We start from the raw sequence: 16,010 nt of genomic DNA, 5'->3' as shown, positions 1-16,010 counted from the left end.
CGGTCTGATCCTGCAGGGGGCCACCGGCTACGCCTCGGGGGCACTGGTCAGTCCGGCTCCAGTAACGCCGCGCCTGGGTGTTGCCGTCGGCCAGCTGCAGGCTCAGCGGTTGCAGGAGGGTGCGACCGGGGACGCTGAAACTGACATTTTCCAGTTCGAACATGGGGTCATCCGTAGGGGCGGCGTGGCCGGAAAAAGCGGGAGCCCGACTCTAATCCAATCGCTAATGGTTATCAATTTTCCAGGGTATCGAGGAACCGCCGGATTGATTGCCTGTCATTGTCCGAAAGCGCTTATGATTCAACGCTGTAACTGATCTGGTAGGACCCATGGAGTCTGCTGTCGAACGCTACAAGCGGCTGGTTGCCGAAGCCCTTGCGCGTTATTTCCCCCGCACCACCGAATACCTGCGCGCCGAGCGCGAAGCGGCGCAGCCCAAGACGAGCGCGCGTGGCAAGGCAAAGGGCAAGGCGAAGGGCGCGAGCAAGGCGCCGGCCAAACGCAGCCCCAAGGCAAAGAAAGACGGAGACGCGCCCGCGCCCAAGCGCCCGCGAGCAGCGGCTGCTGCCGGCATATACGGCACTGCAACGGCGCCGGATGAACAGCACGCCGTCGACATGCGCCAGCGCGTGGCCCAGGCCGCCGCCCACGGGATAGTCAGCCTGCCATCGGACGAGCAGTGGGCGATGATCCTCGCGCCCGAGCCGCTGACGCGCATCTTCGCCGGCGCCGGTTCCGGCAAATCCACCACCCTGGTGCTGCGGGTGGTCTACATGCTTTGCCACCTGGGGATCGACGCCGAGAAGGTGACGGTGATTTCCTTCACCAACGCCTCCTGCGCGCAGCTGCGCGAGCAACTGGTAAAGGTGCTCGGCTACTGGGGCCATCCGTTTGATGCAGCGCAGGCGCGGCAGTGCGTGCGGACCTTCCATTCGGCCATGGGCACCCTGGCCAAGGTGGCGCTGAAGAACCCGCGCTGGTTCGAGCAGCTGGACGACCGCGACCCCGCCAGCGAGCTGGACAACCCCTTGCTCGCCGGCCGCCTGCGCCCAGCGCAGCAGCGCCTGCTCAAGCAGGTCTACCAGCAGTGCTATGCCGACCAGCCGGCATTCCGCACGCTGGTGCATCAGTTGCTGGAGCTGCCGGCACCGCCCGAAGCCGGCGAAGACGGCAAGCCGCCACGCATCGGCAAGGCACCGCTGGATACCTTCAAGCTGCCGGGCGAGTTCGTCGCGCTGCCGCTGTTCGAAGCCTTCTACGCGCAATCCGGCTTCATCGAAAGCATCGGCCTGCGCATCGCCCAACTRCAGCCGCAGAAACTCGCCTGCCCGCCGCGCGAGCGCCAGTTCATCGAGGCGTTGCAGCTGTTCTGGGCGGCCTTCGACGCAGCCTTGCAGGAGCAGGGCCTGCTGACCTTCAACCTGGCCTTCCAGCGCCTCACCGACCAGCTCGGCGACGGCAAGTTGCCGGCCGCGGCCCTGGCGCCGTTCCAGCACCTGTTGATCGACGAGTTCCAGGACGTCTCGCCGCAGATCGTGCAATGGCTGCAGGCGCTGCATCGCGACCTCGCCAAGCGCGGCGAGTCGGTCAGCCTGATGGCCATCGGTGACGACTGGCAATCCATCTACGCCTGGCGCGGCAGCTCGCCGGAGCTGTTCATGGACTTCGACCGGCATTTCCCCAGCAAGGGCCGGCGCAAGAGCCGCGTGCTGCTGCTGGAAACCAACTACCGCAGCATCGACCCGGTGATCCGCGATGGCGAACGGGTGCTGGTGGGGGTGGCCAACAAGCAGGCCAAGACCTGCCGCGCGTTCAAGTCGGCGGAGGCGGGTGACCACGGGGTGAAGCTGGTGCAGCGCTTCGATGCGCGCAACAGCCTGCCGCTGCTGCTGGAGGAAATCCGCAAGCAGTGCGAGCACGTCGCCGCGCGTGGCTCGCGGGAGAAGACTGCCGTGCTGCTGCTCAGCCGGCGCAATGAAACCTTGCAGACCATCCTTGGCGAACTGGACCGCAAGCTGCCGGTGAAGGGCATGACCATCCACCGCGCCAAGGGCCTGCAAGCGGAAGTGGCGATCATCGTCGACGACTGTGCGCCGCCGGAAAAACACCCGCTGCGTAGCGCGCTGTACGCGGCTTCGGGTTTCTTTGCCAGCAGCTACGACCAGGCCCAGCAGGACGAACAGCTGCGCCTGGCCTACGTAGCGATTACCCGTGGCGTGAGCCGGGTGTTCTGGTTCACCCGCAAGGCCCAGGGGCCGACGGCGATCCTGGCCCTGCGGCGCAACGTGGAAACTGTACCGGCCTGAGCCCGAAGAGAGCGATCAGTCGTCGCGGGTGAGCACTTCCAGCAGCTCGATCTCGAACAGCAGGTTGGAGTTGGGCTGGATATGCGCGCCCACCTGGCGTTCGCCGTAGGCCAGGTGCGCGGGCACGAACAGCTTGCGCTTGCCGCCGACCTGCATGCCCATCAGGCCGATATCCCAGCCCTTGATCACCCGGCYGGTGCCGATCACGCACTGGAACGGGCGGCCCTTGTCGTAGGACGAGTCGAAGACGGTGCCGTCCTCCAGGGTGCCTTTGTACTGGGTGGTGATCAGGGCGCCCTTGACCACGGCCTTGCCGTCGCCGACGACGATATCTTCGATCTGCAGTTCGCTGCTCATGGTGCTTTCTCTAGGTGCGGGATGCGGCGCCAATGCCGCGAGGGCGAGCGTTTTCGCAGGAAAGCCCGCTTAAGGCAAGCTTCAGTCGGGCTGCGCCGCATACAGCGAAGCCTGCTCACCGCTGCGGGCGCGGCCCCAGATCTGCTCGTCGCTCAGGCGGGTCTGGATCAGCTCCACCGGGATGCCGCCATCGATGATCACCGCCACGCGGTAGTCGTCGATGGGCTCGTAGGGGCCGAGGATGACCTGCTTGCCCGCGATGGCGCGCTCCAGGTCGGAGACCTTGAAGGCCGGGTGCGGAACCGTGCGCATCAGTTCGTGCAGCGTGCTGCCCGCCTCGAAACGGTGGTACTGCACGTGCAGCAGCTGGGTTTGCGCGTCGCTGGTGTACATGCGGTAAAGCGCGCTGTAGCGCTCGCCCTCGCGCGGTTCATCGGTGGGGATGCCCATGTGGTGGAACTCGTAGGTGACGCCGTCGCGCTCGAACATGCAGGGGACCCCGGCAGGTGGACCAAGGGGCAAGTCTGCTCCCGCAGCGAGCAACCGTCGAGCCTGACCGCCTGTCGAAAAGCCCGCACCGCAGGCCCTGCCGGCGGGCATTCGGGAAAATCTGGGCAATGCTCAGCAAGCGAGCCGGGACACGGGAGACCGCCATGCCACGACATTTTCTGCAGCTTGTCTGCCTCACCGGCCTGTGTCTGGCCTTCGGTTGCAGCAGCCAGGCCGGGCCGCCGGAGGTCAATATCGGCGAACACCACGGCAACCTGCGGGCCGCGCAGGAACATATCGTGCAGGCATGGCGGTTGATCGGCGAAGCACAGTACGACAACAACTCACGGCTCGGCGGCCATGCCGGGCGCGCCCGCCAGTTGCTTGCCGAGGCCGACGCCGAGCTGCGCGCCGCCGCTGACGTGGCCAACGAACACGAGCGCTGAACCTTCCAGGGAGAACAGCATGAAACGCATCCAGCACGGATTCCTCATTGGCTTCATCGTCTTCAGCCTGAGCGCCTGCGCGGGGATGGATGGCGGTGGTGGCGGCTACGGCGCGTCGAACAACGTGCCGGGGGAAATGGAAATCCGCACCGGCGTGGTCGAGCAGGTCACCGACACCCAGGTGCAGAGCAACCATGACACCGGTGTCGGCGCCATTCTCGGCGGCCTGGGCGGCGTCGCGCTGGGTAGCCTGATCGGTCGCGGCACCGGCCGCGATGTAGCGATGATTGCCGGCGCGCTGGCCGGCGGCGTGGGCGGCAACTATGCCGAACAGCGTCGCTACGACCAGCCGCGGCAGGCCCAGCAGATCATCGTGCGGATGAACAGCGGGGTACTGGTGTCGGTGACCCAGCCGGTCAATGCCGACCTCAAGCCTGGCACCAAGGTCTATGTCGAAGGGCAGGGCGCTGGTGCGCGGGTAGTACCGCGCAGCGACTGAGTCAGCTGGCCAGCTCCTGCAGAATCCAGTCACGGAAGGCCCTGACGCGTGGGTCGTCCGCGCTGGCCTGCGGGTAGACCAGGTTGTAGGCGTAGTCCTCGGCGACCCGCACGCCCAGCTCGAACGGTTGCACGAGTAGCCCTTGCTCCAGTTCGCGGGCGACCATGGCGTGGTCAGCCAGCCCGACCGCGCCGCCTTCGAGCACCGCCTGCACCACGTGGCTGGTGTCCTCAAACGTGACGCAGTTGCTGGCGTCGAAATCCTCCACGCCGGCCGCCGCCATCCAGCGTGACCAGTCCGGCCAGGCCGCGCCTTCGGTTTCGCACACTACGTGGCACAGCGTGTGGGCCTGCAGGTCACTGGGTTCGCACAGTGGCGGGCCGTCTTCCAGCAGGCTGGGGCAGCACACCGGGACTATCTGGGTGTCGAACAGGCGCTCGGCCAGCAGGCCGGGATAGCGTCCGCTGCCAAAGCGGATGGCCAGGTCGATGTCGTCGACGGCGAAATCGCGCAGCTCGTCGCTGACGTCGAAGCTCAGCCTCAGCCCCGGATGCAGCGCGCGGAACTGCGGCAGGCGCGGCAGCAGCCAGTGGGTGGCAAAGCGCGCGGTAAGCGAAACCCGCAATTGCTCCGAGGTCCGCGCCAGCCGCCGCGCGCGCACGGTGGCGCGGTGCAGCAGGCCGAGGGACTCCGCCGCCGCCTCCAGCAGCAAGGCGCCTGCCGGGGTCAGCTGGATGCTGCGGCTGGTACGCACGAACAGGCCGAGGCCGAGCTGGTCTTCCAGCTCCTTGATCTGGTGGCTGACCGCTGCCGGGGTGAGGCCGACTTCTTCGGCTGCGCGGGTGAAATTCAGGTGGCGGCCGGCGGCCTCGAAGGTGCGCAGCGAGCGAATTCCGGGAAAGGGACGGCTCATCGATCTTCAAATCCTTCTTGATGATCCGTCGAGAAATACTCGTTTCTCCTGGCTTCGTCAAAGGTCGATAGTTGGCTTGCCTTGAAGATCAACTTGAAGCAGAGGAAGCCCAAGCCATGTCCGCCGCCATCCATCCCTACATCACCCAACGCAATGCTCAGCCGGCCAGCGCCGATGACCTTGCGCCGTTGGCCTTTGCTGGTTACGCCCACTTCACCGCCATGCAGGTGCGCGGCGGCGGCATCCGTGGGCTGGACCTGCACCTGGAGCGCCTGCGCAATGCCTCGCAGCGGCTGTTCGGCGAGAGCCATGCCGACGAGGAAATCCGCGCTGCCTTGCGCGCCGCGCTGGAGCAGGCGCCGGCGGACACTTCGCTGATGGCCACGGTGTACTCGCCGGCCGGGGAGTTCACCGTCGCCGGCCCCGAGCAGCGCCCCGAGCTGCTGGTGCGCACCGCGCCGCCGTCGGATGGGCCGCAGGGCCCGCTGTCGCTGGCCATTGCCGGGCATGAGCGGGTGCTGCCGGAGATCAAACACGTCGGCGAGATCGCCAAGACCTGGTACCTGCGCGAAGCGGTGACCGCCGGTTTCGACGATGCGGTATTCACCGATCACCGTGGCCGCTTCAGCGAGGCGACGATCTGGAACCTGGCGTTCTGGGACGGTGAAAGCGTGATCTGGCCGAGGGCAAAGATGCTCGCCGGAACCACCATGGGCATCCTTCAGCGCCAACTGGCCAGGCTCGGCGCGCGCCAGTCGTCGCTGAGCATCGACCGCCAGGATTTGCCGCGCCTGACCGGCGCCGTGCTGATGAACTCCTGGACGCCGGCGGTACCGATAAGCCGCATCGGCGAGGTGGAGATTCCACCGGCGCCGGAGTTTGTCGAACTGCTGCGCAGTGCCTTCGAGGCCGAGCCGCGCGTTAAGCCCTGAGGAAAGTCTGCAGTTGGGCGGTTCGCGAGCAAGGACTAGGCGTCCCCCTCGGTCCTACGAAAAGCAGTGCTGCCTGTTCCTGTAGGAGCGAGCTTGCTCGCGAACAGAGGTTTACTCCAGACGCGCCGCGAACCCATTTGCTTGCGGTTCGTCTCCTCGCGCAGGATCAGCGCGGGTATTTCGTAGTCGCCGCCTTTCTGCCGTGACTCAGACCGGCAGAAGACTGCCGCGCTGGCGATGCTGCGCCGGCGCCGGCCGCTCACAGCGCAGGAAGCGGCCGCGTCCTGGCTCCAGTCGTGGCCGGCCATCGAACACCACTTCGCCGCGCGACAGGGTGAGCGCCGGCCAGGCTTGCAGGTGCATGCCCTCGTAAGGCGTGTAGTCGACGTTGTGGTGCAGCATCCGGTTGTCCAGGCACAGGTCCAGGCCGTCGTTCCAGATCACCAGGTCGGCGTCGGCGCCCACGGCGATGGTGCCCTTGCGCGGTGCCAGGCCGTAGAGTCGCGCAGCATTGCTGGAGGTCAGCGCAACAAACTGCTGGGCACTGATGCGCCCCCTGAGTACCCCTTCGGACCAGAGCAGCGGCATGCGGGTTTCCACGCCGGGAATGCCGTTGGCGATGCGCTCGAACGAGGCGTCTTCACCGTGGGCGCGCTTGCCCTCCGGCCCGTCGTAGCAGAACGGCGCGTGGTCGGAGGAGAACACCTCGAAGCTGCCGTTGACCAGGCCGTTCCAGATCACCGACTGGTTGGCCGCATCCCGCGGAGGAGGGCTGCAGATGCATTTCGCCCCTTCGAAGCTTTCATCGCAGCCCAGCGCGTCGGCGGTCAGGAACAGGTATTGCGGGCAGGTCTCGGCATACACCTTGAGCCCCTGGCCCTGGGCCCAGCGAATCTGCTCGATGGCTTCGCGGCCGGAGACGTGGACGATCAGGATCGGCACATCCACCAGCTCCGCCAGGGCGATGGCGCGGTGGGTGGCTTCGCGCTCCACCAGCATCGGCCGCGAGCTGGCGTGGTAGCGCGGCGCGCTGTGCCCGGCGGCGAGCAGGCGTTCGGTCAGCCAGCCGATGCAGTCACTGTTTTCCGCGTGGAGCATGACCATGGCGCCGTGCTCGCGCGCGACGCTGAGGGTTTCCAGAATCTGCCGGTCATCGAGCTTGAGCGCGTCGTAGGTCATGTAGATCTTGAACGAGCTGTAGCCCTCGTCGATCAGCGCGGGGAGTTCCTCCCGCAGGACCTGTTCGGTGGGGTCGGTGACGATCAGGTGGAAGGCATAGTCGATCAGTGCCTTGCCTTCGGCGCGCCGGTGGTAGTCCTCGACGGCGGCGCGCAGTGACTGGCCCTTCTGCTGGCAGGCAAAGGGAATCACGCAGGTGGTGCCACCGCAGGCCGCCGAGCGGGTGCCGCTGTGAAAATCGTCGGCCATTCGCGAGCCGTCGCCGGTGGGCTGGTCGAAATGCACATGGCTGTCGATGCCGCCGGGTGTCACGTAGCGCCCGGCGGCATCGATCTCGCGCCTTGCCGCCGGCAGGTCGCGGCCGAGGGCGACAATGGTGCCGCCCTGCACCGCGATATCGCAGTGGAACTCGTCAGCGGCGGTCACCGCCCTTGCATTGCGGATGACCAGGTCGAAGAGTGCGCTGTCGCCGGCGCCAGGATCCGCTGTCTCAGAAGCCGCCACCTCAGGAGCGGCCACCTCAGGAGCGGCCACCTCAGGAGCGCTCCAGCCAGGCGCGGGCGATCTGTTCGCGGGTGGCGAACCAGACGTCGCTGTGCTGCTGGGCGTACTCGATGAAGCGCTTGATCGCCATCACCCGGCCGGGGCGGCCGACCATCCGCGGGTGCAGGCCGATGGAGAGCATGCGCAGGCCCTGCGCCGATTCCTCGTAGAGCACATCGAAGCTTTCCTTCATGTACTCGAGGAAGTCCGAAGCCTGGTTCAGACCCGGGGTGTTCCAGTAGCGGAAGTCGTTGACGTCGGAAGTGTAGGGCACCACCAGATGGCGCTTGCCTTCGACTTCGACGAAGTAGGGCACGTCGTCGTTGTAGGAGTCGGAGTCATAGAGGAATCCGCCTTCTTCGGCGACCAGCCGGCGGGTATGCACACTGGCGCCATAGCGGCAGTACCAGCCCACCGGGCGCTTGCCGCAGGTACGCTCGAAGGACTCGATGGCCAGGCGGATGTGCTCGCGCTCCTCGGCCTCGCTGAGGCGGAAGACCTCTTCCCAGCGATAGCCGTGGCTGCAGATTTCGTGGCCGAGTTCGACGGCGGCGCGGGCGACGTCCGGGTTCTGTTCGAAGGCCACCGCACAGGCGTGGAAGGTGGCGGGTACTTCGGCGGCCTGGAGGATATCCAGGATGCGCCAGATGCCGACGCGCGAGCCGTATTCGTACATCGACTCCATGGCCAGGTTGCGTACGCCGGGCGGGCACTGGTAGCTGCCCCACTCGGTCATCGATTCCTGGTCCGGGTCGCCCATGGCCAGCGAACGCTCGGAGCCTTCTTCGTAGTTGATCACCAGGCTGATGGCCAGGCGCGAGCCATTCGGCCAGCGGCCGGTGGGGCGATGACGGCCGTAGCCGACGAGGTTGCGAACAGGTTCTTTCATGCAGAGGGACTCCTGGCAGCGGCCCTGGGGGCCGCACCAAACAAGAGGATCGTGGGTGGATCAGCAGTCGATGTCTTCGAGCACCTGATGATCGAAACTGCCGTCCGCAGCCTGGCGGTCGCGGAAGGCCAGGCCCATGGCCAGGGTCTGCGCCACGCAGAACGACGCCGTCAGCGAACGGAAACCGAGCAATTCAGCGTCGCTGACCTCGATCAGCACTGACGCGCGCTGGGCAATCGGGCTGAGCAGGCTGTCGGTAATCGCCAGCACCTTGGCGCCGGCGGCCAGTGCCTGCTGGCAGGCCTCGACGGTGTCGCCGGCATAGGGCGGAAAGCTCACGGCCACCAGCACGTCATCGGCGCGCACCGCACCAACCTGCTCGCGCAGGGTGCCGCCGAAACCACCGATGTGCACCGACGGCCGACCGCCGCGACTGAGCGCGTAGCTCAGGTAGCTGGCGACCGGGAAGGAGCGACGCATGCCGATCACGAAGGCGGTGCGCGAGCCTTGCAGCAACGCGATGGCCTCTTCGATGGCGGCCTGCTGGGTGCCTTCCGCCAGGTGCTCCAGGGAGACGATGTTGGCCCGGCTGAACTCGCGCAGGATGCCGCCGACATCGGTGGGATCTTCCAGCAGCTGCTCGCCCTTGTGGTGGCGGATGCGCTCGCTGAAGCTGCCATGGCCGGCCTGCTGCAAAGGCTCCTTGAACAGCTTCTGCAGCTCGCTGAAGCCGTTGAAGCCCAGCGCCTTGGCCAGGCGGATGAAGGCCGTTGACGCGATGCCCGATTGCTCGCTGAGCGCCGCGACGGTGTTCAGCGCGACATCATGCGGGTGGTCCGTCAGGTAGCGCGCGGCATCGCGCATGCGCTGGGTCAGGTCGGCCTGCTGGGCGACGATGGCGGCACGCAGTTCCGTGAGATTCTTCGGGGCAGACATAAGAGGCTCGGTCAGGTTGGGGAGCGTCGATCAGCGCAGGCGATCGAGCGTGCCATCGAGGTGTTCGACCAGGCGGTCGATCTCCTCCAGTGTGTTGTAGTGGGCGATGGAAACCCGCACTACGCCGCCATGCTTCGCCAGCCCGAGATGCTCGATCAGGCGCCTGGCGTAAAAGTCACCGAAGCGGATGCCGATACGCTGCTCGTCCATGGCCCGCACCACGCTCTCCGACTGCAGGCCGTCGGCGATGAAGCTGATGGTCGGCACGCGCACGCGATCCTTCACTTGCGCCTGGCCAATGATACGCACACCGGGCTTGTCGCGGAGGAACTGCAGCAACCGCTCGGCCACCTGGTCTTCCTGCAGCTCGAAGGCATCGAAGGCGGCCTGCATGACTTGCCGCGGGTTGCCCTGGGCGCCGAGGCGGGTGCCGATGTCCAGCAGGTAGTCGTTGATGCCGGCGCAGCCATGGGACAGCTCGTAGTTGAGGTTGCCGGGCTGCAGCTTGTAGGGCAGCACTTCGCGGCCGATGAAGAAGTGGTTCAGGCTCGGCAGCTCCAGCAGCGCCTGGCGCTGGCCCCAGAGCACGGCGAAATGCGGGCCGAACACCTTGTAGAAGCTGAACACGTAGTAGTCGGCGGCGCTGGCCTGGACATCCACCAGACGGTGCGGCGCATAGGCGACGGCATCGACGCACAGCTTGCCGCCGACCGCATGGACGCGCCGGGCGACTTCGGCCACCGGGTTGACGCTGCCGAGGATGTTGGAGGCGTGGGTCATGCTGACGTAGCGGGTGCGCGGGCTGAGCAACTGGTCCAGGTCGGCCAGCTCCAGCTCGCGGCTGTCGCGGTCGACTTCCCAGAACTTCAGCGTGGCGCCGCGCTCTTCGGCCAGGCGTACCCAGGGGCCGATGTTGGCTTCGTGGTCGCTGTTGGTGACGATGATTTCATCGCCGGGCCCGATGCTCGGCGCCAGCGCGCGGCAGAGCGTCTGCAGCAGGTGGGTGGTGGAACCGCCCATGATCACTTCTTCGTGATGACGGGCATTGATCAGCTGGGCGATGGCCTGGCGCGCCTGCAGCACCAGCGCGCCGGCGTCCACCGAGCCGCTGTAGGAGGCGCCCAGCTGCACGCTGTGGTGGAGCAGGTAGTCGCGCACCCGGTCGGCCACGCGGCCGAGCACGGCCGAGCCACCGGCGTTGTCGAGGTAGGCGAAGCCGTCGGCGAGCATGGGGAACTGGGCCCGCACGTAGTCCATGTCGAGTGTGCCGGGGCAGGAAGCAAGGGGCAGATTCAAGGCAGTGCTCCTATTCGGTGAGCAGTATTCAGTGATGCAGGATGGCCTGCAGGAAGGCTTGGGTGCGGGCTTCACGGGGCTGGGTGAAGAACGCTTCGGGCTGGTTCTCTTCGACGATGCGCCCGCTTTCCATGAAGATCACCCGATCGGCCACGCGCCGGGCGAAGCCCATTTCATGGGTGACCACGATCATGGTCACGCCGGTGCGGGCCAGGGCCTGCATGACGTCGAGCACTTCGCCGACCATCTCCGGGTCGAGGGCAGAGGTGGGTTCGTCGAAGAGGATGACCTTGGGTTCCATCGCCATGGTGCGGGCAATCGCCACGCGCTGCTGCTGGCCGCCGGAGAGCTGGCCGGGCAGCTTGTGCGCGTGGCTGGCCATGCCGACCTTTTCCAGCAGCACCTGTGCACGGGCCTGGGCGTCGCGGCGCGACATCTTCCTCACGCGGATCGGCGCCAGGGCAACGTTGTCCAACACACTCAGGTGCGGATAGAGGTTGAAGCCCTGGAACACCATGCCCACTTCGCTGCGGATGTGCGCCAGGCGCGGGCCGTTCTCGACGCGCTCGCCGGCCACCAGGATGTCGCCCTGCTGGTAGTTCTCCAGCAGGTTGATGCAGCGGATCAGGGTGGACTTGCCTGAGCCGGAGGGGCCGAGAATGACCACTACCTCGCCCTCGACGACATCGAGATCGATGCCGTGCAGCGCCTGGAAATCGCCGTAGTGCTTGGACATGCGCTTGACCTGGATGATCGGCTTCATGCGGCTTTGCTCCGGCTGTGATTGCGTTGCTCGATCCAGCTCACCAGTTGCACCAGTGGCAGCAACAGCAGCAGGTACATGACGGCTGCGCCGACCAGGGGCGTAGGGTTCGCTGCCAGTGCCTGCGCCTGGGTCGCCTGCTTGAGCAGGTCGGGCATCGCCACGACCGAGGCCAGGGCGGTGTCCTTCATCACGTTGATGCAGTTGCTGGTCATCGGCGGCATGACGATGCGCATGGCCTGGGGCAGGATCACGTCGCGCATGGTGTGGAGGAAGCCCATGCCCTGCGATGCGGCGGCCTCGAACTGGCCCCGCGGGATGGCTTCGATGCCGGAACGGAAGATTTCCGCGGCATAGGCGCAGGAGACCATCGACAGCGCCGTCGTCGCCGCGGCGAAGGATGACAGGCGAATGCCCATGAACGGCAGCGCGTAGTAGATCAGCACCAGCAGCACCAGCAGCGGGATCGAGCGCAGCACGTCGATGTAGACACGCGCCAGGGTGCGCAGGGGAGCCAGGGCATACAGGCGGATCATCGCCAGTGCCAGCCCGCCGACCAGGCCCAGCACGATGCTGACGACGCCGAGCATGATGGTCACGCCGAGCCCGCGCAGCATCACCGGCAGGGCGTCGACGAAGACGTTCCAGTTGAAGAAGGTATGTAGCAGTTCCATCAGGACTTCCTAAACGAAGCGGCCTAAACGAAGCAGCCTGAGCGAAGCGGCGCCACCAGGGGCGCCGCATGGCAGGGATGGTGTCAGCGCGGCGCGTCGACCACTTCCAGGGTGCTGGAGCCGGCGGTTGCGTCGGCGCCGAACCACTTCTTGTGCAGGCCGGCGATGTAGCCGTCCTGCTTCATGGCGCTGATGATGTCGTTCAGCTGCGCCGAGGCCGGCCAGTTCTTCGCGTGCATGATCGCGTAGCGCTCCCCGGTGGGGATGTGCGCGACCACGGCGTACTGTGGCTTGTCCTTGATGTAATAGAGCACCGCGGGAATGTCGCTGATGTAGCCGTCGATGCGCCCGGAGGCGAGGTCGAGCATGGCCGGGGACAACCCTTCGTAGCGCGACACGTCGCCGATCTTGTACTGCGCGCTGTGCTGGCCGACCCACATGTCGCCGGTGGAGCCGGTATCGACACCGACCACCTTGCCGGAGAGGTCGTCCAGGTTCTTGATCGAGGACGACTTGAGCACCGACAGGGACTGGTCGCTGTCGTAGTACGGCTGGGCGAAGCCAACCGACTCCAGGCGCTTGGGCGTGATGGTGATGGAGGAAATGGCCAGGTCCGCGCGCTGCGACTGTACCGCGCTGAACAGCCCATTGAAGGGAATGTTGACGAACTCGACGGTCTTGCCGGCGCGCTTGGCGGCCTCGCGGACCACGTCCACTTCGAAGCCGACGATGTCGCCCTTGGCGTCCTGGAACTCCCACGGTACGTTGCCGACGTTGGCGCCGACCGTCCAGTCAGCGGACCAGGCGCTGCTGGCGCCGGCGGCGAATGCTGCTGCCAGGGCGAATCCTGCTACAACCTTTGCTTTCATTGCTGCTCCCCTCGTTCTTGTTGTTAAAGAGGCCGCTTTTGAAGGGCCTGTTCAGAAGAAGCTGGCGATCCCGTCTGGGGAATCTGTCGTCGAGGGTAAGCCTGTAAATCAAATAGTTCAATAACTAATTTTAATGAATCAAATAGTTCTCTGGTGGTGCGCTGCGCACCCTTTCGGGGCGCTCCGGGCAGGGCTCAGGGGGCAGGAAATGCGCGCCCCAGAGCCTTTCATCGAGTGCCGCCTGCACCGGTTTACAGCGCTGAGCGGGGCGCGTGCAGGTCAGTTCAGGTGTGCCTTGAAGCCGCTCGCCTGCGGTTCGATCTCCTCGCGCAGGGTCAGTGCGGGGATGTCGTAGTCGCCGCCGTTCTGCCGGCGGAAGGGGATGGGCGTGGTGGTCTGCAGGGTGTCCAGGCGCTCGCCCAGTTCCTGTTCGATCTTTGCGTAGCGCTGCGCATCGACGCGGCTGGTGCGGTAGACCAGGTAGGGCGGCAGCACGTCGAAGCCGGGGTAGTGCAGCACGCCGTGGTGGATCGGGAACAGCAGGTCGTCGATCGGGCCGTTGATGCCGCGGGCGCTGTAGTGCGATTCCCAGCCGCCGGTGGTGACCACCAGCATGGCGCGCTTGCCGGCCAGGTTGCCTTCGCCGTAGCGGTCACCCCAGCGGGCATCGGAGTGCTCTCCGACGCCATAGGCGAAGCCGTAGGCATAGACCCGTTCGAACCAGCCTTTGAGGATTGCTGGCATGGTGAACCACCACAGCGGGAACTGCAGGATCACCGTGTCGGCCCAGCGCAGTTTGTCCTGCTCGGCGGCGATGTCGCTGCTCTGCCGGCCGGCGGCGTAGGCGCGCTTGGAGTCCTGGGACGGATCGAAGCGCGCTTCCGGGTCGCGGTCGAGGCTGTCGGCGGAGTCTAGGGTGGCTTTCCAGTTCATCGCGTAGAGGTCGGAGACCTGCACTTCATGCCCGGCGGCCTGCAGGCGGCGCACGGCGAAATCCTTCAGCGAACCGTTGAGCGAGCGCGGTTCCGGGTGGGCGTAGACGATCAGTACTTTCATGACGGCGGCTTCCGTTGGGAGGGGATGTGCGCAGGATGCGATTGCCGCCGGTATAGTGGAAATGAATATCCGTTATCCCAGGTATATGAATGAATAATCTGCGCAGGCTCGACCTCAACCTGCTGGTGACCCTGGATGTGCTGCTTGCCGAGCACAACGTGACGCGCGCGGCGGAGCGACTGAACTTCTCGCAGCCGTCGGTGAGCGTGCACCTGGCGAAGCTGCGCGACATCTTCGACGACCCGCTGCTGCTGCCCGGCCCGCGCGGCATGCGCCCGACGGCGCGGGCGGAGTCGCTGCGGGAACCGTTGCGCATCGCGCTGGAGGCGCTGGAACAGGCGGTCGCGCCGTCTGCGCCCTTCGACCCGGCCCAGGCGGACAACACCTGGCGCATCGCTGCCACTGACTACGGCGAATCCACCATCCTGCTGCCGGCGCTGAGCGCCATTCGTGGCAGCGCACCGGGCACGCGTCTGGCGCTGCTGGAACTGTCGCCGCCACGGATCRCCCGGCAGGCGGAACAGGGCGAGATCGATCTGGCCTTTCACACCAGCGAAGGCAGCCCGCCGGGCATGCGCCGCCGCACATTGTTCAGCGAGCGCTACGTGCTGGCCGGCCGCGCCGGGCACCCGAGGCTCAAGCGCAAGCCGAGCCTGGCGCAGTTCTGCCAGCTGGAACATGTGATGGTGTCGCCTGATGGCGGCGGCTTCAGCGGGGTGACCGACGAGGCGCTGGCAGCGGTTGGCCTGAGCCGGCGTGTAGCGCTGTCGGTGCCGCATTTCCTCTTCGTCATTTCGGCGCTGGCCAGCAGCGACCTGGTGGCCATGGTGCCCGCGCGGCTGGTGCGGGATAACCCGGCGTTGCGGGTGGTGGAAGCGCCGGTGGCGGTGCCGGGGTACGAGATGTCGATGCTCTGGGACGAGCGCTCGCACCGTGATCCGGCGCATCGGTGGTTGCGGGAGCAGATTGCGGCATCGGTCTGACGGGGCTCTTCGTAGGAACGAGGGGGACGCCTGGTTCTTGCTCACGAACGGGCTTGCCGGCGGCTTCACTGCTGTGCGGGTTCGCGAGCAAGCTCGCTCCTACAGGGGAGAAACTGGCGCTGGGCAAGCCCTCACCCTAACCCTCTCCGAGAGGGAGAGGGGACCGTTCGGAACAGGATGAAGCCGCCGCGTCAGCTGGCACGAACTGCTCCCTCTCCCTCTGGGAGAGGGCTGGGGTGAGGGGATTCGGCCAGCGGTGGAGTATCCAGTCAGGTACGTAGGATGGGTGGAGCGCAGCGATACCCATGCTGCCTCGTCGCCGGGAATGATGGGTATCGCTTCGCTCCACACCATCCTACAAGTGCGTCCTGGCGTCTCAGTCCACGAAGCGCAGCCGCAACAGGTACTGCAGCGAAGCCTCCAGCGTCTGCCCGTGGCTCATGCCGTCGAAGGCATGGAACTGCGCCTGCATGCCGGGAACCTTGGCCACGTCTTCCACCAGTTGCTGGGCGGCGCGGGGAGCGCTGGGGGTGATGCCTTCGCGCGGGCGGAAGGGTTCTTCGCCGCCGCGCATCAGCAGCAGTTGCGCGGAATGCCCGGCCAGGCGCTGGGCGAAGCCGACCTGCTCCTTGAGAATGGCGCCATCGCCCCACCACAGCGAAGGGCTCGCCGGAGCGTAGAAGCTGAACTGCTGCGGGCGGGTCAGCAGCGCGTGGAGGGTCAGCAGACCGCCGTAGGAGTGGCCCCAGAGCGTCTGCTGCGCGAGGTCGATGGGCGCTTGCGCGGCCACGGCCGGCAGCATCCGGTCACGCATCAGGTCGAGGAAGGCGTCGGCGCCGCCGCTGGGGTCGCCGGTGAGCGGGTCCTTCTGTTCGGCCAG

The 16,010-nt window shown here is 66.4% G+C and carries 17 protein-coding genes; 5 read left to right on the top strand and 12 right to left on the bottom strand.

Features of this window, described 5'->3' with window-relative positions:
- Window positions 1-329: 329 nt before the first annotated feature.
- Window positions 330-2,306, top strand: a complete 1,977-nt coding sequence (locus tag QO207_RS30440) for a DEAD/DEAH box helicase (RefSeq protein WP_301535973.1) — start codon at window positions 330-332, stop codon at window positions 2,304-2,306.
- Between the two features lie 15 nt (window positions 2,307-2,321).
- Here the strand turns inward: QO207_RS30440 and QO207_RS30435 are convergent, their stop codons facing one another.
- Together QO207_RS30435 and QO207_RS30430 are read right to left on the bottom strand one after the other, a co-directional pair.
- On the bottom strand, window positions 2,322-2,663 hold the full coding sequence (locus tag QO207_RS30435; protein WP_301535972.1) for an FKBP-type peptidyl-prolyl cis-trans isomerase: 342 nt from the start codon (window positions 2,661-2,663) through the stop codon (window positions 2,322-2,324).
- 81 nt (window positions 2,664-2,744) lie between these two features.
- Window positions 2,745-3,152: a hypothetical protein gene (locus QO207_RS30430; protein WP_301535971.1), complete on the bottom strand. Its 408-nt coding sequence runs from the start codon at window positions 3,150-3,152 to the stop codon at window positions 2,745-2,747.
- 164 nt (window positions 3,153-3,316) lie between these two features.
- Between QO207_RS30430 and QO207_RS30425 the strand changes: the two genes are divergently transcribed.
- A complete protein-coding gene (locus QO207_RS30425) occupies window positions 3,317-3,598 on the top strand; it encodes a hypothetical protein (protein WP_301535970.1) in 282 nt (93 codons plus the stop codon).
- An 85-nt stretch (window positions 3,599-3,683) separates the two neighbouring features.
- Window positions 3,684-4,097, top strand: a complete 414-nt coding sequence (locus QO207_RS30420) for a glycine zipper 2TM domain-containing protein (protein ID WP_301535974.1) — start codon at window positions 3,684-3,686, stop codon at window positions 4,095-4,097.
- A 1-nt stretch (window position 4,098) separates the two neighbouring features.
- On the opposite strand, the gene gcvA is transcribed toward QO207_RS30420, so the two are convergent.
- The gene (gene gcvA / locus QO207_RS30415) at window positions 4,099-5,010 is read right to left on the bottom strand and encodes a transcriptional regulator GcvA (protein WP_301535969.1); all 912 of its coding nucleotides are present in this window, start codon (window positions 5,008-5,010) and stop codon (window positions 4,099-4,101) included.
- 116 nt (window positions 5,011-5,126) lie between these two features.
- Between gcvA and QO207_RS30410 the strand changes: the two genes are divergently transcribed.
- Window positions 5,127-5,942, top strand: a complete 816-nt coding sequence (locus QO207_RS30410; RefSeq protein ID WP_301535968.1) for an aminotransferase class IV family protein — start codon at window positions 5,127-5,129, stop codon at window positions 5,940-5,942.
- A 207-nt stretch (window positions 5,943-6,149) separates the two neighbouring features.
- On the opposite strand, the gene hydA is transcribed toward QO207_RS30410, so the two are convergent.
- The 8 genes from hydA to QO207_RS30370 all read right to left on the bottom strand — a co-directional run bounded on the left by hydA (window position 6,150) and on the right by QO207_RS30370 (window position 14,147).
- On the bottom strand, window positions 6,150-7,625 hold the full coding sequence (hydA, locus tag QO207_RS30405) for a dihydropyrimidinase (RefSeq protein ID WP_367620495.1): 1,476 nt from the start codon (window positions 7,623-7,625) through the stop codon (window positions 6,150-6,152).
- Between the two features lie 31 nt (window positions 7,626-7,656).
- Window positions 7,657-8,553, bottom strand: coding sequence for an allantoinase PuuE (locus tag QO207_RS30400; RefSeq protein WP_301535966.1), 897 nt, complete (start codon window positions 8,551-8,553; stop codon window positions 7,657-7,659).
- Between the two features lie 60 nt (window positions 8,554-8,613).
- Window positions 8,614-9,489 carry a MurR/RpiR family transcriptional regulator gene (locus QO207_RS30395; protein ID WP_301535965.1) on the bottom strand — a complete coding sequence of 292 codons (876 nt, stop codon included), beginning with the start codon at window positions 9,487-9,489 and terminating at the stop codon, window positions 8,614-8,616.
- Between the two features lie 30 nt (window positions 9,490-9,519).
- Window positions 9,520-10,785 (bottom strand): cysteine desulfurase-like protein, encoded by a 1,266-nt coding sequence (locus QO207_RS30390; protein WP_301535964.1) that lies wholly within the window; start codon window positions 10,783-10,785, stop codon window positions 9,520-9,522.
- Between the two features lie 28 nt (window positions 10,786-10,813).
- The gene (locus QO207_RS30385; RefSeq protein WP_301535963.1) at window positions 10,814-11,548 is read right to left on the bottom strand and encodes an amino acid ABC transporter ATP-binding protein; all 735 of its coding nucleotides are present in this window, start codon (window positions 11,546-11,548) and stop codon (window positions 10,814-10,816) included.
- A complete protein-coding gene (locus QO207_RS30380; RefSeq protein WP_301535962.1) occupies window positions 11,545-12,222 on the bottom strand; it encodes an amino acid ABC transporter permease in 678 nt (225 codons plus the stop codon). The genes QO207_RS30385 and QO207_RS30380 overlap by 4 nt, the downstream gene beginning before the upstream one ends.
- Before the next feature lie 83 nt (window positions 12,223-12,305).
- Window positions 12,306-13,091: a transporter substrate-binding domain-containing protein gene (locus QO207_RS30375; protein WP_301535961.1), complete on the bottom strand. Its 786-nt coding sequence runs from the start codon at window positions 13,089-13,091 to the stop codon at window positions 12,306-12,308.
- 279 nt (window positions 13,092-13,370) lie between these two features.
- The gene (locus QO207_RS30370; protein WP_301535960.1) at window positions 13,371-14,147 is read right to left on the bottom strand and encodes an NAD(P)H-dependent oxidoreductase; all 777 of its coding nucleotides are present in this window, start codon (window positions 14,145-14,147) and stop codon (window positions 13,371-13,373) included.
- 89 nt (window positions 14,148-14,236) lie between these two features.
- Here QO207_RS30370 and QO207_RS30365 point away from each other — a divergent pair, with 89 nt between their 5' ends.
- Complete coding sequence (locus QO207_RS30365) at window positions 14,237-15,130, top strand: LysR family transcriptional regulator (RefSeq protein WP_301535959.1); 894 nt, start codon at window positions 14,237-14,239, stop codon at window positions 15,128-15,130.
- Between the two features lie 376 nt (window positions 15,131-15,506).
- Here QO207_RS30365 and QO207_RS30360 read toward each other — a convergent pair.
- Window positions 15,507-16,010 (bottom strand): alpha/beta hydrolase (locus QO207_RS30360; protein WP_301535958.1); only part of this gene is annotated, 504 nt, incomplete at its 5' end.

Source organism: Pseudomonas sp. CAN1 (assembly GCF_030462585.1).
Classification (GTDB): domain Bacteria; phylum Pseudomonadota; class Gammaproteobacteria; order Pseudomonadales; family Pseudomonadaceae; genus Pseudomonas.
The sequence above is the reverse complement of the archived record's forward strand: the minus strand, read 5'-3'. Positions and strand labels throughout refer to the sequence as shown.

Excerpts from the sequence above, each read along its gene's own strand:
- gcvA (WP_301535969.1), bottom strand. The coding sequence starts at position 5,010 with ATGAGCCGTCCCTTTCCCGGAATTCGCTCGCTGCGCACCTTCGAGGCC.
- QO207_RS30375 (WP_301535961.1), bottom strand. The coding sequence starts at position 13,091 with ATGAAAGCAAAGGTTGTAGCAGGATTCGCCCTGGCAGCAGCATTCGCC.
- QO207_RS30425 (WP_301535970.1), top strand. The coding sequence starts at position 3,317 with ATGCCACGACATTTTCTGCAGCTTGTCTGCCTCACCGGCCTGTGTCTG.
- QO207_RS30400 (WP_301535966.1), bottom strand. The coding sequence starts at position 8,553 with ATGAAAGAACCTGTTCGCAACCTCGTCGGCTACGGCCGTCATCGCCCC.
- QO207_RS30370 (WP_301535960.1), bottom strand. The coding sequence starts at position 14,147 with ATGAAAGTACTGATCGTCTACGCCCACCCGGAACCGCGCTCGCTCAAC.
- QO207_RS30380 (WP_301535962.1), bottom strand. The coding sequence starts at position 12,222 with ATGGAACTGCTACATACCTTCTTCAACTGGAACGTCTTCGTCGACGCC.
- QO207_RS30430 (WP_301535971.1), bottom strand. The coding sequence starts at position 3,152 with ATGTTCGAGCGCGACGGCGTCACCTACGAGTTCCACCACATGGGCATC.
- QO207_RS30420 (WP_301535974.1), top strand. The coding sequence starts at position 3,684 with ATGGATGGCGGTGGTGGCGGCTACGGCGCGTCGAACAACGTGCCGGGG.
- QO207_RS30410 (WP_301535968.1), top strand. The coding sequence starts at position 5,127 with ATGTCCGCCGCCATCCATCCCTACATCACCCAACGCAATGCTCAGCCG.
- QO207_RS30395 (WP_301535965.1), bottom strand. The coding sequence starts at position 9,489 with ATGTCTGCCCCGAAGAATCTCACGGAACTGCGTGCCGCCATCGTCGCC.
- QO207_RS30385 (WP_301535963.1), bottom strand. The coding sequence starts at position 11,548 with ATGAAGCCGATCATCCAGGTCAAGCGCATGTCCAAGCACTACGGCGAT.